Source organism: Sphingopyxis jiangsuensis (genome assembly GCF_016734905.1).
Lineage (GTDB): Bacteria > Pseudomonadota > Alphaproteobacteria > Sphingomonadales > Sphingomonadaceae > Sphingopyxis > Sphingopyxis jiangsuensis.
In genome coordinates this window covers 506,468-520,010 of sequence record NZ_JAERPO010000002.1, presented here as the reverse complement: position 1 = coordinate 520,010, position 13,543 = coordinate 506,468, and the positions used below count along the sequence as shown (strand labels likewise).

The following is a 13,543-nucleotide window of genomic DNA, read 5'->3' as shown; positions in this document are numbered from 1 at the left end:
GGCGCGGCGGACCCCCATCATTTATTTTGCGTTCATCGGCGCTGTGGCTATACCGCGCGCATGACTCAGCGTTCCTCCCTGCGCGCCTCGACGCGCCTGCTCGCCGCCGCTCTTGTTATCACGCCCTTGCTGGCGGCCTGCGCCGGTGGCGGCGGGGTCAAAAAGGACACGCGCTATGTCGCGCGCGATGTCAGCACGCTCTATCGTGCGGCGCAGGAGCGGCTCGATCGCCAGCAATATGGCCTCGCCGCCGCGCTGTTCGACGAGGTAGAACGCCAGCATCCCTATTCGCCATGGGCGCGCCGCGCGCAGCTGATGAGCGCTTTTTCCTATTATATGGACCGCGAATATACCCCGGCGATCGAGGCGGCGCAGCGCTTCCTGTCGATCCACCCCGGCAACAAGGACGCGCCCTACGCCTATTATCTGATCGGGCTCAGCTATTATGAGCAGATCAGCGACGTCACCCGCGACCAGAAGATCACCGAGCAGGCGAAAAATGCGCTCGGGGAAGTCATCCGTCGCTATCCCGACAGCCGTTATGCCGCTGACGCGCGCCTGAAGGTCGACCTGGTGCAAGATCACCTCGCGGGCAAGGAGATGGAGATCGGCCGCTTTTATCAGCGCAGCTCGAACTGGCTCGCCGCGTCGATCCGCTTTCGCGAGGTGACCGACAAATATCAGACGACGAGCCACGCGCCCGAGGCGCTTTATCGCCTCACCGAATGCTATCTCGCGCTCGGCATCCCGTCCGAAGCCAAGAAGTCGGCCGCGGTGCTCGGGGCGAACTACCCGGGCAGCGAATGGTACGACCGGGCCTACGACCTGATGCAGAAGCACGCACCGGCCGCCTGATGCCCGAACGTCGCCCCCGCGCAGGCGGGGGCCGCTGTCGTTCTTGCGCAACCTTTCCTGCGGCCCCCGCCTACGCGGGGGCGACATGTTACTACCGAATAGATTCTGCCTTTGTTCTGCGGTAAGGACGTGCCGTGCTGACCGCTTTGTCCATCGCCAACATTGTGCTGATCGAGCGGCTCGACCTCGAATTCGAGGCGGGGCTGGGCGTGCTCACGGGTGAGACAGGGGCGGGCAAGTCGATCCTGCTCGACGCGCTCGGGCTGGCGCTCGGGATGCGCGCCGACACCGCACTCGTTCGTCAGGGCGCCGACCGCGCGCAGGTGACCGCGAGCTTCGCGCCGCCTGCGTCCGGTACCGCGCTCGCCGCGCTGCTCGCCGACAACGACATTGCGCTCGACCCCGGAGAACCGCTGCTGATCCGCCGCACGCTCAAGGCCGATGGCGGCAGCCGCGCGTTCGTCAACGACCAGCCCTGCTCGGCGGCGCTGCTGCGCGAGGTCGGCGGCCACCTCGTCGAAATCCACGGCCAGCACGACGACCGCGGCCTGCTCGCACCGGCGGGGCATCGCTCGCTGCTCGATGCCTATGCGCGCGCCGATACGGGCGCGGTCGCCGCCGCGCATGCCGCGTGGCGCGCCGCCGAGGAAAGGCTCGCCGCGGCACGCGCCGCGATTGCCGAGGCGACGCGCGACCGCGAATGGCTCGAGCATTGCGTCGCCGAGCTTCGCGCGCTCGCGCCGCAGCCGGGTGAAGAGGCCGAACTCGCCGAGGCGCGCGCCGCAATGCAGAAGGGCGAGCGGATCGCGGGCGACCTTGGCGCGATCATGGAGGCGTTCGACGGCAGCGCGGGCGGCCCGGCGCTGCTGCGCGGCGCGGCGCGGCGGCTCGACCGGCTCGCGGGCGATCACCCGCTGCTTGCCGAAGCGCTCGCGAGCCTCGACCGCGCGATCATCGACGCCGACGAGGCCGAGACGAAATTGCACGAGGCGGCGCGTGCGATGGAATATGACCCCGACCGCCTCGAAGCCGCCGAGACGCGGTTGTTCGAACTGCGCGCGATGGCGCGCAAACATGGCGTCCAGCCCGACGAACTTGCGGCGCTCACCGACGACCTCGCGGCGCGGCTCGACGCGATCGAGGGCGGCAGCGCCGGCCTCGCAAAGCTCGAAGCCGCGGTCGCCGAAAGCGCCGCCGCCTACACCCACGCCGCGACCGCGCTGTCGGACCAGCGCGCCAAGGCAGCGGCACGGCTCGACGCCGCGGTCGCGGGCGAGCTTGCGCCATTGAAACTCGACGCCGCGCGCTTCCGGACGCTCGTCGAGCGGCTGCCCGCCGAACGCTGGGGCGCCGACGGCATCGACCGCGTCGAATTCCTCATCGCGACGAACCCCGGCGCGCCCTTCGCCCCGTTCGCCAAGATCGCGAGCGGCGGCGAATTGTCGCGCTTCATCCTCGCGCTCAAGGTCGCGCTCGCCGAAGAGGGCGGCGCCGACACGATCATCTTCGACGAAATCGACCGCGGCGTCGGCGGCGCGGTTGCGAGCGCGATCGGCGAGCGGCTCGCGCGGCTCGCGGGCGCGGGCAAGCAATTGCTCGCGGTGACGCACAGTCCGCAGGTTGCGGCCAAGGGCGCGGCGCATTTCGTCATCGCCAAATCGAGCGAAGGAACGGTCACGCGCACGAGCGTCCACGCGCTCGACGAAGCCGGCCGCCGCGAGGAAATCGCGCGCATGCTGTCGGGCGCCGAAGTGACGGAAGAGGCACGGGCGCAGGCGGAGCGGTTGCTGGAGGTGGCGGCGTGATCGCGCACCCGCTCGACCGCCCGATCTGGTCGATGCTCACCGGGCGGCAGGCGCATCTGGCCGAGGGCGATGCGCGCGCGGTGCGGATTGATCGCGGGTACGGGCCGTTCGGCGCGGCGGCGGACGAGGGGGCGGAGGCGCAGGCGGCGCTCGCGGCGCTCGTTCCTGCCGATGGCGAGCTGTGGATCGTCGAAGGCGCGCCGCCGCCGCTCCCGCCCGCTACGCGCGAGGTCAAGCGCGCGGTGCTCGCGCAGATGGTCGCCGAAGGCCCCCCGCCCCCGCCGCGCGCCGACGAGCCCGTCATCGTCGCGCTCGGCGAGGCCGACGCTGCCGAGATGCGGGCGCTCGCCGAACATGCGCAGCCGGGGCCGTGGGGTCCGAAGACGCATCTTTACGGCCCCTTTTTCGGTGTCCGCGAGAATGGCCGCCTGCTTGCGATGGCGGGGCAGCGGATGCTGATGCCCGGCATGGCCGAAGTCAGCGGCGTCGCGACCTGGGCCGATTGCCGCGGTCGCGGCCTTGCGCGCGCGCTGATCGGCCATGTCATGCGCGCAATGGTCGCACGCGGCGAGACGCCCTTCCTCCACAGCTATGCCGACAATGCGGGCGCTATTGCGCTCTACGAATCGCTGGGCTTTCGGCACCGGCGGCAAATTCATCCGCTGGTGGTGGCGCGGAGCACCGATTGAGAATTGCCCCTCGCAAGCGCTGTGCGCCGGTGGCAAAGACGGGCCGATGAAGGACATCGAATCGCTGACCGAGGCTGACGCCGCGAACGAGCTGATGCGGCTCGCCAAGGCAATCGTGCACCACAACCGGCTCTATCACGCCGAGGACAGCCCGGAGATTTCGGACGCCGATTATGACGCGCTCGTCCGCCGCAACAATGCGATCGAGGCGGCCTTCCCGCACCTGATCCGCGCCGACAGTCCGAACAAGCTCGTCGGTGCCGCGGTCGAGGCGTCGCCGCTCGCCAAGGTCACGCATGCGCAGCGGATGATGAGCCTCGACAACGCCTTTGCGGCCGAGGATGTCGCCGAATTCGCGGCACGCGTCCGCCGCTTCCTCAACCTCGGCGAGGACGAGCCGGTCGCGCTTACGGCCGAGGACAAGATCGACGGCCTGTCCTGTTCGCTGCGCTACGAAAGGGGCGTGCTCGTCCAGGCGGCGACGCGCGGCGACGGTAGCGTCGGCGAGGATGTCACCGCGAATGTCGCGACGATTGCCGACATTCCCCAATCACTCGTCGCCCCCGCGACGGACATTCCCGACGTTTTCGAAATCCGCGGCGAAGTCTATATGGCCAAGGCCGATTTCGCCGCGCTCAACGCGCGCCTGCTCGCCGAGGCCGAAGATCCCGACAAGGCGCGCCAGTTCGCCAACCCGCGCAACGCCGCGGCGGGCTCGCTGCGCCAGAAGGATGCGAGCGTCACCGCGGCACGGCCCTTGCGCTTTCTCGCGCACGGTTGGGGCGAGGTCAGCGACCTGCCCGAAGACACGCAATTTGCGATGATGAAGCGCATCGAAGGCTGGGGCGTCCCGGTGTCGCCGTTGCTCGCGCGCTTCGACAGTGTCGAGGCGGTGCTCGCCCATTATGCCGACATCGAGCGCCGCCGCGCCGAGCTGCCCTATGACATCGACGGCGTCGTCTACAAGGTCGACCGGCTCGACTGGCAGGCGCGGCTCGGCTTCGTGGCAAAGGCGCCGCGCTGGGCGATCGCGCACAAATTCCCCGCCGAACGCGCGCAGACGACGCTCGAGGCGATCGACATCCAGGTCGGGCGCACCGGCAAGCTGACCCCCGTGGGGCGCCTCACTCCCGTCACCGTTGGCGGCGTCGTCGTCTCGAACGTCACCCTGCACAACCGCGACGAGATCGAACGGCTCGGCGTGCGGCCGGGCGACCGCATCGTCGTCCAGCGCGCGGGCGACGTCATCCCGCAGGTCGTCGAAAACCTGACCCGCGACGAGGAGCGCGTGCCCTTCGTCTTTCCCGACCACTGCCCGGTGTGCGGCAGCGAGGCGGTGGCCGAAGAGGGCGAGGTCGATGTCCGCTGCACCGGCGGGCTGATTTGCGGCGCGCAGAAATTCGAACGCCTGCGCCATTTCGTCAGCCGCGGCGCGCTCGATATCGAGGGGCTGGGCGAAAAGAGCATCGAGGAGTTTCTGGCGCTCGGCTGGCTCGACAAGGGACCCGCCGACATCTTTCGCCTCAAAAATCATCGCGACGAACTGCTGGCGCGCGAAGGATGGAAGGAAAAGTCGGTCGAAAACCTCCTCGCCGCGATCGAGGCAAAGCGCCAGCCCGACGCGGCGCGCCTGCTCTTCGGGCTCGGTATCCGCCATGTCGGCGCGGTGACCGCGCGCGACCTGATGAAGGGTCTGGGCGACATTGCGCGGCTCCCCGCCAAGGCGCAGGAAATTCACGCCTATCTGGCCGAGCATCCACAGGACGAAGGCGAATCCGACGGCAAATATATGGCGCGCAAGGTGGAGGCGATCAAAGCGATCCTCGAGGTTCGCGCCGACGGCATCGGCGCCGCGGTCGGCGAGGCGCTCGCCGACTTCTTCCACGAACCGCACAATCGCGACCTGTGGGACGACCTTCTCTCGCAAGTCTCGCCGCCGCCCTATGTCGTCGAGACGCGCGAGAGCGAGGTGTCGGGCAAGACCGTCGTCTTCACCGGCAAGCTCGAAACGATGAGCCGCGACGAAGCCAAGGCGCAGGCGGAGAAGCTGGGGGCCAAGGCTGCGGGCTCGGTAAGCGCCAAGACCGACCTTGTCGTCGCGGGGCCGGGCGCGGGGTCGAAACTCAAGCAAGCCGCGGCGCTCGGCATTCCGGTGATCGACGAGGCCGCATGGGCGGCGATTGTGGAGGCGGCGGGTTAGGCAGGCGAGCGATGCCGGTGCCTATCGTTCGCCCGCTGTCATGCCGACCGCACAGGTTAGCGCCGGCGCGATCATCGGCACATGGTTACGCCCGACGACGACAAACGGCCTCTCGCCCGCCCGCACCGCTTCGGCCAACAGTCGCACAAAGTGGCGGTCGCGAATGCTGCTGTCGGCGCGATTGATCGCTCCCATTACAACGCCGCCGGTTTCCTCGTCATCGGCGGTTGGCGAGAACCATCGTGCCTCGGCGTCCTGCCACCGGCGTCCCGGCCATAGCCGCTCGGATTGCTGCTGGAGGTCGGCGACGCTGCCGATGGACTGATCTAGACCTATGGCTGCGGCCAGTGACCTCATACTTTCCAGAAGCGCACCGATTCGCGCGTCGAGCTTGGCTCCGGACAGGCCTTCGCGGTCCCGCAGGCGAACCGCTTCGCGCAGAGTGAAAAACAACAGAATCTCGTGGACGGGGAACCGGCTTTGAAGTTCCTTCATCTGATCCGCGGGGGAAGGCTCCAGCGAACGGGCAGGGACGCCGCGTTCGCGCGCCAGATATCGCAAAAAGCCCGACTCGCCGAAATCGGCGATCGTTTCGCTCACGGTCGCGGCCATGCCGCGATCCGGTCCCTCGTAAAAAACCACAGTTGGACGAAAATCTTCGATCGCGGCATCAATCTCCGCAAACTGGCCGTCGGCCGGATCGCGCGAATGGCGTGCTCCGACGATGGAAAGCGCGGAGGATTGAAAATTCCATTGCTGCGCGCGCGATTCCTGCCATTCAGCATAGTCGAGCACGTCGGGGCAGTCCGATTGGGCGGCGTGAAGCGGAACGGGCGATATCAGGATCGCGAGGGCGACCGCGACACGGGGTCTGAACATGGCGGATAAATTCCTCTTTTCATCGAGTGAAGTCAATTAGCGTCAGCGGTTCAACCGGTGGGAGCCAACATCGCTCGACCAAAGCCCTTGGGGTTTCGACGGAAGGAAGGCCACGACTTGCCAGCGGTGCGTGTCCGCCATAAAGCGCGCGCCGTGAGCCTGCTCGCCGCCTTGCGCCGTCCCGGCATCCTGCTTCTGCTGCCGGTGCTGTTCGCACTCGCGGCGCGGATGCTCGCTGCGCCGGGCTGGATGCTCGAAAGCGATGCGAGCGGGTCGATAACCGTCCGCATCTGTTCGGACCCTGCCAATCCCGGCGGCACCATCGACATCCCGATCGAGCGCGCCGGCGGCCATGACGCGGGTGAGGCGCAGCAGCATTGCCCGTGGGGCGCGCTCGCGGCGGCCCCGCCGCTTCCCGAAGGGGCTGTTCTTCCCGCCGCGCCGGTGGGCTTCGCGGCGGTTCCTGCCACCCCGGCATCGCTCGGCTTCGCGCCGGGCATCGCTTCGCCGCTCCCGCCGAGTACCGGCCCACCCAGCTTCGCGTAGAGCGTCATTCCGGCGAAGGCCGGGATCTCGCCGGTGCATGTCAAGGCCAGGTCGAGATTCCGGCCTTCGCCGGGATGACGAGACGACGGCCGCTCGATGCGGCCTGCACTCGCTCTCCCGCGAAGGATCATTCAATGAAAGACTATATGACCCGCCGGGCGCCGCTGTTGGCGCTCGCCCCCGCGCTGCACGTCGCGCCCAACCTCGAATGGGTGCCCGATGGCCCTTACGCCGACTATCGCAATCGCGTCGCGACGCCGGGCTATGCCCTCATCGGCGTGACCGGCGGCGCGACAATTGCCGAGGGCGTCGATGCCTTCGTCGATGTTCGCAACGTCACGGCCAAAAAGGCAATCGGCGACATCGGCGCCGCGATCACGGTGACCGACGCATCGGCCATCTATTACCCCGTCGAGCGCCGCGCCGTCTCGGCCGGCGTGCGCGCGCGCTTCTAGGGGGAGCGAAGGCGATGACCGACGTCCGCCCGATACCGCTCTACCGCACGATCTGGCGCTGGCATTTCTATGCCGGGCTGTTCGTCATCCCCTTCATCCTGCTGCTGTCGCTCACCGGCGCGGCCTATCTCTTCAAGCCGCAGCTCGATCGCTGGCAGGAACGCGAATGGCGAGGGCTGCCCACCGGGCGGTCGGTCGATGCCGACGCGCAGGTCGCGGCGGCGCTCGCGGCCTTTCCCGGCGCAAGCTTTCACTATTACCGCATCGCCGAAGCGCCCGGCGACGCCGCGGTAGTCCATCTCGGCCTGCCGTCGGGCGGCATGCGCGACGTCGCCGTGTCGCCGCGGGGGGAGGTGATCGGGGCGGCCGATCCCGATGCGCGGATTTCGGCCTGGCTGTCGCGCGTCCACGGCAGCCTGCTGATCGGCCGCGCGGGCGGTCTGCTCGTCGAGCTTGCGGCGAACTGGGCGATCGTGATGATCCTCACCGGCCTTTACCTCTGGTGGCCGCGCGGGCGGGGGCTCGCCGGCGTCGCCTGGCCGCGCCTCGCGCTCGGCACGCGCACGGCGCTTCGCGACCTGCACTCCGTGACCGGATTCTGGGTGTCGGGGCTTGCGCTCGTCCTGCTGCTCACCGCCTTGCCGTGGACCGACGTCTGGGCGAGCGGCTTTCGCGCGCTGCGCGCTGAAATGGGCTGGGTTGCGGGGACGCAGGACTGGAAAAGCGGCGGGGGCGATCCGCACGCCGCGCACGACCATGCCGCGATGGCACAAGCCGCCCCCGCCGGTCCCGTGCCGCGTGCGCCGCTCGCCTATATCGTCATGCGCGCGCGGAGCGAGGCGATGCCCGCCCCGGCGATCATCCAGCCGCCCGGCGCGCCCAACCTGTTCGGGCCGCCCAACGGCAATGTCTGGACGCTGACCACCCTGACGCAGAACCGGCCGCGGGTCCGCAAGGTCAGCTATGACCCCGTTACCAGCATCGAAGTGTCGCGCAGCGGCTTCGCCGACAAGCATGTCGTCGACCGCATCGTCGGCGTCGGCATCGCCTGGCACGAGGGGCAGCTCTTCGGCCTCGCGAACCAGCTTGTCGGCGTCGCGACCGCGCTCGCACTCGTACTGCTCAGCGTCACCGGCTTCCTGATGTGGTGGCGGCGCAGGCCCGGCGATGCGCTCGGCGCGCCGCCCGCGCCGCGCGATCCGGCGCGGCCAAGGGGCGTCGCGGCGATCGTCCTGCTCCTCGCCGCGCTGCTCCCGCTGCTCGCCGCATCGCTGATCCTGCTGTGGATCGTCGACAATTTGCTCCTCCCGCGCCTGCCGCGCGCGGCAAGGTGGCTCGGGGTCCGACTGGCGGGTTGAGCCGCACCGCGTTATGGCGGGACAAATGCGCTGCTTCGCCCGCCTTGCCTTGATGCTTGCCGCACTGTTCGCAGGCGCGATGGCGCACGCCGCCGACCGCGGCCCGGTCGTGCTCGCGGCGTCGAGCCTGCAAGGGGCGCTGGGCGAGGCGGCCGACGCCTGGGCGGCGCGGGGGCACGCGCGGCCCTTATTGTCCTTCGCGGCATCGTCGGCGCTCGCGCGGCAGGCGATGGCGGGGGCGCCCGCCGACCTGTTCGTCTCGGCCGACGAAGCGTGGATGGACGCGCTCGCGCGCGCCGGGCGGCTGCGCGGCGGAACGCGTGCGACGCTCGCCGCCAACCGCCTCGTCCTCATCGCGCCTGCGGGGAGCAAGGTCGAAATTGCGATCCAGCGGCGCTTCGCCCTCGCTGCCGCGCTCGGCAGCGGACGGCTCGCGATCGCCGACCCTGCCGCAGTCCCCGCGGGGCGCTACGCCAAGACGGCGCTCGCCCATTATGGTGTGTGGGACAGCGTCGCGCCCAAGCTCGCCCCGGCCGAAAATGTCCGCGCCGCGCTCGCGCTCGTCGAGCGCCGCGCCGCGCCGCTCGGCATCGTCTATGCGACCGACGCGCGCGCCTCGCGCCGCGTGCGGCAGGTCGCGCTCTTCCCCGCGTCGAGCCACCCGCCGATCCGCTATCCCGTCGCGATATTGAAGGCCTCGCGCCACCGCGACGCCGCTGCCTTTCGCGCCTTCCTCCTCTCGCTCCACGGCCGCGCGATCCTCGCGCGCCATGGTTTTGCAGCGCCCTAGGCCGCGCATGATGTCCGCCGAACTGTGGGGGATTGTCGCGCTGTCGCTGCGCGTCGGTGCGCTCGCGGTCGCCTTGACCCTGCCGCTTGCCTTCGCGCTCGCGTGGATACTCGCGCGCTGGCGCTTTCCGGGGCGCGTGTTGCTCGATGCGCTCGTCCACCTGCCGCTCGTGTTGCCGCCCGTCGTCACCGGCTGGCTGCTGCTCGTCGCTTTCGGCCCTGCCGGCCCCGTGGGGCGCTGGCTGGAGGAGTGGTTCGGCGTCGTCCTCATCTTCCGCTGGACGGGCGCCGCGCTCGCCGCCGCGATCATGGCGCTGCCGTTGATGGTGCGCGCGATGCGGCTGTCGATCGAGGCGATCGATCTCCGGCTCGAGGGCGCCGCGCGAACGCTGGGCGCAGGGCGGTGGCACGCCTTCCGCACCGTCAGCCTGCCGCTCGCGCTCCCCGGCATTTTCGCCGCGCTCGTCCTCGGCTTTGCGCGCTCGATCGGCGAGTTCGGCGCGACGATCACCTTTGTCTCGAACATTCCCGGCGAAACGCAGACGCTTCCGCTCGCCATCTATTCGGCGCTGCAGGTGCCGGGGGGCGAGGCGATGGTGACGCGGCTCGCGCTGCTGTCGGTCGTGCTCTCGCTCGCCGCGCTCGTCCTCTCCGAATGGCTCGTGCGCCGCTCGCACGGCGAAAGGGCGCGGCGTGGCGATTGATATTGACGTCGAAAGGCGGCTCGGCGAGCGCAATATCGCTGCGCGCTTTACCGCCGGACCGGGGCTCACCGCACTGTTCGGCCCCTCGGGCGCGGGCAAGACGAGCATCCTCAACATGGTCGCGGGGCTGCTCCGCCCCGACCGCGGCCACATCCGCATCGGCGAACGCACCCTGTTCGGCCCCGGCATCGATCTGGCGCCGGAGGCGCGGCGTGTCGGCTATGTCTTCCAGGACGGGCGTCTCTTTCCGCACAGGCGCGTGCGCGCGAACCTCCTCTATGGCCACGACCTCGCGCCGCCCGCGAACCGCTGGATGGGGTTCGACGAGGCGCTGGCCTTCCTCGGCATCGGCCATTTGCTCGATCGCTGGCCGCAAAGCCTGTCGGGCGGCGAGGCGCAGCGCGTCGCGATCGGGCGCGCGCTGCTCGCGGCCCCCGAACTGCTGCTGCTCGACGAACCGCTCGCCTCGCTCGACGCCGCGCGGCGCGGCGAGATCATGGCGGTGATCGAGCGTATCCGCGACGAGCTGCGCGTGCCGATCCTCTATGTCAGCCACGACCGTGCCGAGGTCGAGCGGCTGGCGACAGAGATCGTCCCGATCGGCGGCTAAGGTTTCACTTGAAACCAATAATGTGATAGGATTTCGGGTATGAAGAATCCCGCCACCCATGTCCACGACACTCCGCCGCCGGGCGCCGCGCCCGACTGGACGATTCCGCAGGATTGGGACGCATTCACCGCCGACGAACATGCGATGTGGGACCGGCTCTTCGCGCGCCAGTCGGAGATGCTTCCCGGCCGCGCATCGCAGGCCTTCTTGCGCGGGATCGACGTGCTGCGCCTCGAAAAGCCCGGCATCCCCGATTATCGCGAACTCAACGCGCGGCTGACGGACGCGACGGGGTGGCAGGTCGTCGCGGTGCCGGGACTCGTCCCCGACGATGTGTTTTTCGACCATCTTGCCAACCGGCGCTTTCCGGCGGGCAATTTCATCCGGACCCCCGAACAGCTCGATTATCTGCAGGAACCCGACGTCTTCCACGACGTGTTCGGCCATGTCCCGATGCTCGCCGACCCGGTCTTCGCCGACTATATGGTCGCCTATGGCGAGGGCGGACTGCGCAGCCTGCAATTCGACGCATTGAAACAGCTCGCGCGGCTTTATTGGTACACGGTCGAATTCGGGCTGATCCGCGAGGACGGCTCGTTGCGCATCTATGGCGCCGGGATCGTGTCGAGCTATGCCGAAAGCGTGTTTGCGCTCGATTCGGACAGCCCGAACCGCATCGGTTTCGACCTCGCGCGCGTGATGCGCACCGATTACCGGATCGACGATTTCCAGCAGAATTATTTCGTGATCGACAGCCTCGACCAATTGCTCGACGTCACGGTGAACACCGATTTCGCGCCGATCTATGCCGCCAACGCCGCGCTGCCGCCGATCCCGATTGCCGACATCCTGCCCGGCGATCAGGTGATCACGCGCGGCACGCAGGAGTATGCCCTCGCGAAAAGCTAGGGTCCTGAGCCTAGCCCCTCCCGCCTGCGGGAGGGGAGGAGTCACCAGCTCCCGAAACTCGCATCGGCCGGATTGGCGCGGTGGAGCGCGCGTTCCTTGCGCCGGTATCCGAATCGCCGCCGCTTGACGAGCAGCAGGCACGGCCATTCGCGGCTTCCGCCGCGCGCCGCCAGGCGAAAGCCGTGCGCGCGATAGGCGGCGAGCACATCGTCCATCTGCCGCGTGATCAGCCCCGCCAGAATCGCGTGCCCGCCCGGCGCGGTCGCCGCCGCTATGTCGGGCGACAGGGTGATCAGCGGCCCCGCGAGGATATTGGCGATGACAAGGTCATAGGGAGCGCGGTGACGGATCGCGGGATGGTCGGTCCCCGGCGCGACCGCGAGCGTCAGCCGCCCCCCACCACGCCCCAGCGCGATGTCATTGACCGCCGCATTGTCGCGCGTCACCGCGATGCTCGCGGGGTCGATGTCGGACGCGATCGTCCGTGCGCGCGGCCACAGCGCCATCGCCGCAAAGGCGAGCAGCCCCGTGCCGGTGCCGATGTCGGCAATGTTGCGCGGCGCCGCGCCCGCGTGCGCAAGCCGGTCAAGCATCGCAAGGCACCCCGCCGTCGTATCGTGCCCGCCCGTCCCGAACGCCTGGCTCGCGTCGATCAGGAAGCTGGTGCTGCCCCGCGGAACCCGGTCGGCATAGCTGCTCGTATGGACGAAAAAGCGCCCGGCGTGCACGGGTTCGAGTCCCTGCTGCGACAGCGTGACCCAATCTTCCTCGGGCAATTTCTCGACGGCCGGCGTCTTGCCCGCCGCGCTCGGAACCAATGCCGGGAGCAGCTTGAGCAGCGCGGGGCTCGGCCGGTCGTCGACATAGGCGTCGAGCTGCCACAACCCGGCATCCTCGTCGATCTCGCGCGTGACGACCACAGGCGCTTCGGAAAGCGCGTCGAGTGCAGGGATTTCGCCCGACAATGCCTCGGCCTCGTCGCGCGTGCAGGGGAGCGAAACGACCCAGCTCATGCGTCAGCGCACATAGGAAGCGCCATTCACGTCGAGCACCGCGCCGGTCATCGACGGCGGCGCGTCGAGCGCGCACCAGCGCGCCATTTCGGCGACCTCCTGCGGCATCGCGACGCGGCCGAGCGGGATGTCCGCAAGCAATTTTTCGCCGCCGCGGCTTTCCAGATAATCGTCGGCCATCCCGGTCATCGTGAAGCCGGGGCAGATGGCAAAGGCGAGAATCCCTTCCTTCGCGTGCGCGCGTGCGATCGTCTTGGTCATCGCGACCATTCCGGCCTTCGACGCCGCATAATGCCAGTGCGCGGGGCTGTCGCCGCGATGGGCGGCGCGGCTCGCAATATTGACGATCCGCCCGCCAAGGCCCGTCTGCTGCCAGTGAAGCACCGCCAGACGGCACAGCGACGCCGCCGCGGTCAGGTTGACCTGCAGCGTGCGGTTCCATTTCTCGAGCCACTCGTCGCCGGCGGCAGTGATCGGGTTCGCGTCGAAAATGCCGGCATTGTTGATCAGCACGTCGATACGCCCGTCGAGCGTGTCGAGGCTGTCCGCCCACAGGCGCGGCGGAACATCGGGGTCGGCGAGGTCGCCGTCGGCGCTCGACAGCGCGACGATCCGGTGGTTCTGGTGCGCGAGCGCGTCGGCGATTGCCGCGCCGATGCCGCGGCTCGCGCCGGTGATCAGGATATGCGTGGTCATGATCCCGCCATAGAGGAGGGGAGGTGACGTTGCCA

The 13,543-nt window shown here is 69.0% G+C and carries 14 protein-coding genes; 11 read left to right on the top strand and 3 right to left on the bottom strand.

Annotated elements, in window-relative coordinates; translation table 11 throughout:
* The first annotated feature begins 60 nt into the window (after window positions 1–60).
* The 4 genes from JI743_RS09225 to ligA all read left to right on the top strand — a co-directional run bounded on the left by JI743_RS09225 (window position 61) and on the right by ligA (window position 5,549).
* The gene (locus tag JI743_RS09225; RefSeq protein ID WP_201928024.1) at window positions 61–855 is read left to right on the top strand and encodes an outer membrane protein assembly factor BamD; all 795 of its coding nucleotides are present in this window, start codon (window positions 61–63) and stop codon (window positions 853–855) included.
* 134 nt (window positions 856–989) lie between these two features.
* Window positions 990–2,660 (top strand): DNA repair protein RecN, encoded by a 1,671-nt coding sequence (gene recN / locus JI743_RS09220; RefSeq protein WP_201928023.1) that lies wholly within the window; start codon window positions 990–992, stop codon window positions 2,658–2,660.
* Entirely contained in the window at window positions 2,657–3,349 is a 693-nt protein-coding gene (locus JI743_RS09215; protein ID WP_314817366.1) for a GNAT family N-acetyltransferase, read from the top strand. The genes recN and JI743_RS09215 overlap by 4 nt, the downstream gene beginning before the upstream one ends.
* Before the next feature lie 46 nt (window positions 3,350–3,395).
* The gene (ligA, locus tag JI743_RS09210; RefSeq protein ID WP_201928022.1) at window positions 3,396–5,549 is read left to right on the top strand and encodes an NAD-dependent DNA ligase LigA; all 2,154 of its coding nucleotides are present in this window, start codon (window positions 3,396–3,398) and stop codon (window positions 5,547–5,549) included.
* Between the two features lie 21 nt (window positions 5,550–5,570).
* On the opposite strand, the gene JI743_RS09205 is transcribed toward ligA, so the two are convergent.
* Window positions 5,571–6,464: a hypothetical protein gene (locus tag JI743_RS09205; RefSeq protein WP_201928021.1), complete on the bottom strand. Its 894-nt coding sequence runs from the start codon at window positions 6,462–6,464 to the stop codon at window positions 5,571–5,573.
* A 117-nt stretch (window positions 6,465–6,581) separates the two neighbouring features.
* Between JI743_RS09205 and JI743_RS09200 the strand changes: the two genes are divergently transcribed.
* The 7 genes from JI743_RS09200 to phhA all read left to right on the top strand — a co-directional run bounded on the left by JI743_RS09200 (window position 6,582) and on the right by phhA (window position 11,799).
* On the top strand, window positions 6,582–6,974 hold the full coding sequence (locus tag JI743_RS09200; RefSeq protein ID WP_201928020.1) for a hypothetical protein: 393 nt from the start codon (window positions 6,582–6,584) through the stop codon (window positions 6,972–6,974).
* 134 nt (window positions 6,975–7,108) lie between these two features.
* Window positions 7,109–7,429 (top strand): hypothetical protein, encoded by a 321-nt coding sequence (locus JI743_RS09195; RefSeq protein WP_201928019.1) that lies wholly within the window; start codon window positions 7,109–7,111, stop codon window positions 7,427–7,429.
* Between the two features lie 14 nt (window positions 7,430–7,443).
* Window positions 7,444–8,787, top strand: a complete 1,344-nt coding sequence (locus JI743_RS09190; RefSeq protein WP_201928018.1) for a PepSY-associated TM helix domain-containing protein — start codon at window positions 7,444–7,446, stop codon at window positions 8,785–8,787.
* A 25-nt stretch (window positions 8,788–8,812) separates the two neighbouring features.
* Window positions 8,813–9,577, top strand: a complete 765-nt coding sequence (gene modA / locus JI743_RS09185) for a molybdate ABC transporter substrate-binding protein (protein ID WP_201928017.1) — start codon at window positions 8,813–8,815, stop codon at window positions 9,575–9,577.
* Between the two features lie 7 nt (window positions 9,578–9,584).
* Window positions 9,585–10,280 (top strand): molybdate ABC transporter permease subunit, encoded by a 696-nt coding sequence (gene modB / locus JI743_RS09180; RefSeq protein ID WP_201928016.1) that lies wholly within the window; start codon window positions 9,585–9,587, stop codon window positions 10,278–10,280.
* A complete protein-coding gene (locus JI743_RS09175) occupies window positions 10,270–10,890 on the top strand; it encodes an ATP-binding cassette domain-containing protein (RefSeq protein ID WP_201928015.1) in 621 nt (206 codons plus the stop codon). The genes modB and JI743_RS09175 overlap by 11 nt, the downstream gene beginning before the upstream one ends.
* Window positions 10,891–10,929: 39 nt before the next feature.
* A complete protein-coding gene (phhA, locus tag JI743_RS09170) occupies window positions 10,930–11,799 on the top strand; it encodes a phenylalanine 4-monooxygenase (protein WP_201928014.1) in 870 nt (289 codons plus the stop codon).
* 41 nt (window positions 11,800–11,840) lie between these two features.
* On the opposite strand, the gene JI743_RS09165 is transcribed toward phhA, so the two are convergent.
* A complete protein-coding gene (locus tag JI743_RS09165; RefSeq protein ID WP_201928013.1) occupies window positions 11,841–12,812 on the bottom strand; it encodes a 50S ribosomal protein L11 methyltransferase in 972 nt (323 codons plus the stop codon).
* Window positions 12,813–12,815: 3 nt separating this feature from the next.
* Window positions 12,816–13,508, bottom strand: coding sequence for an SDR family NAD(P)-dependent oxidoreductase (locus JI743_RS09160; protein WP_201928012.1), 693 nt, complete (start codon window positions 13,506–13,508; stop codon window positions 12,816–12,818).
* Between the last annotated feature and the right edge of the window lie 35 nt (window positions 13,509–13,543).

Excerpts from the sequence above, each read along its gene's own strand:
- JI743_RS09160 (WP_201928012.1), bottom strand. The coding sequence starts at position 13,508 with ATGACCACGCATATCCTGATCACCGGCGCGAGCCGCGGCATCGGCGCG.
- JI743_RS09225 (WP_201928024.1), top strand. The coding sequence starts at position 61 with ATGACTCAGCGTTCCTCCCTGCGCGCCTCGACGCGCCTGCTCGCCGCC.
- ligA (WP_201928022.1), top strand. The coding sequence starts at position 3,396 with ATGAAGGACATCGAATCGCTGACCGAGGCTGACGCCGCGAACGAGCTG.
- modB (WP_201928016.1), top strand. The coding sequence starts at position 9,585 with ATGATGTCCGCCGAACTGTGGGGGATTGTCGCGCTGTCGCTGCGCGTC.
- JI743_RS09190 (WP_201928018.1), top strand. The coding sequence starts at position 7,444 with ATGACCGACGTCCGCCCGATACCGCTCTACCGCACGATCTGGCGCTGG.
- modA (WP_201928017.1), top strand. The coding sequence starts at position 8,813 with ATGCGCTGCTTCGCCCGCCTTGCCTTGATGCTTGCCGCACTGTTCGCA.
- phhA (WP_201928014.1), top strand. The coding sequence starts at position 10,930 with ATGAAGAATCCCGCCACCCATGTCCACGACACTCCGCCGCCGGGCGCC.
- JI743_RS09165 (WP_201928013.1), bottom strand. The coding sequence starts at position 12,812 with ATGAGCTGGGTCGTTTCGCTCCCCTGCACGCGCGACGAGGCCGAGGCA.
- JI743_RS09195 (WP_201928019.1), top strand. The coding sequence starts at position 7,109 with ATGAAAGACTATATGACCCGCCGGGCGCCGCTGTTGGCGCTCGCCCCC.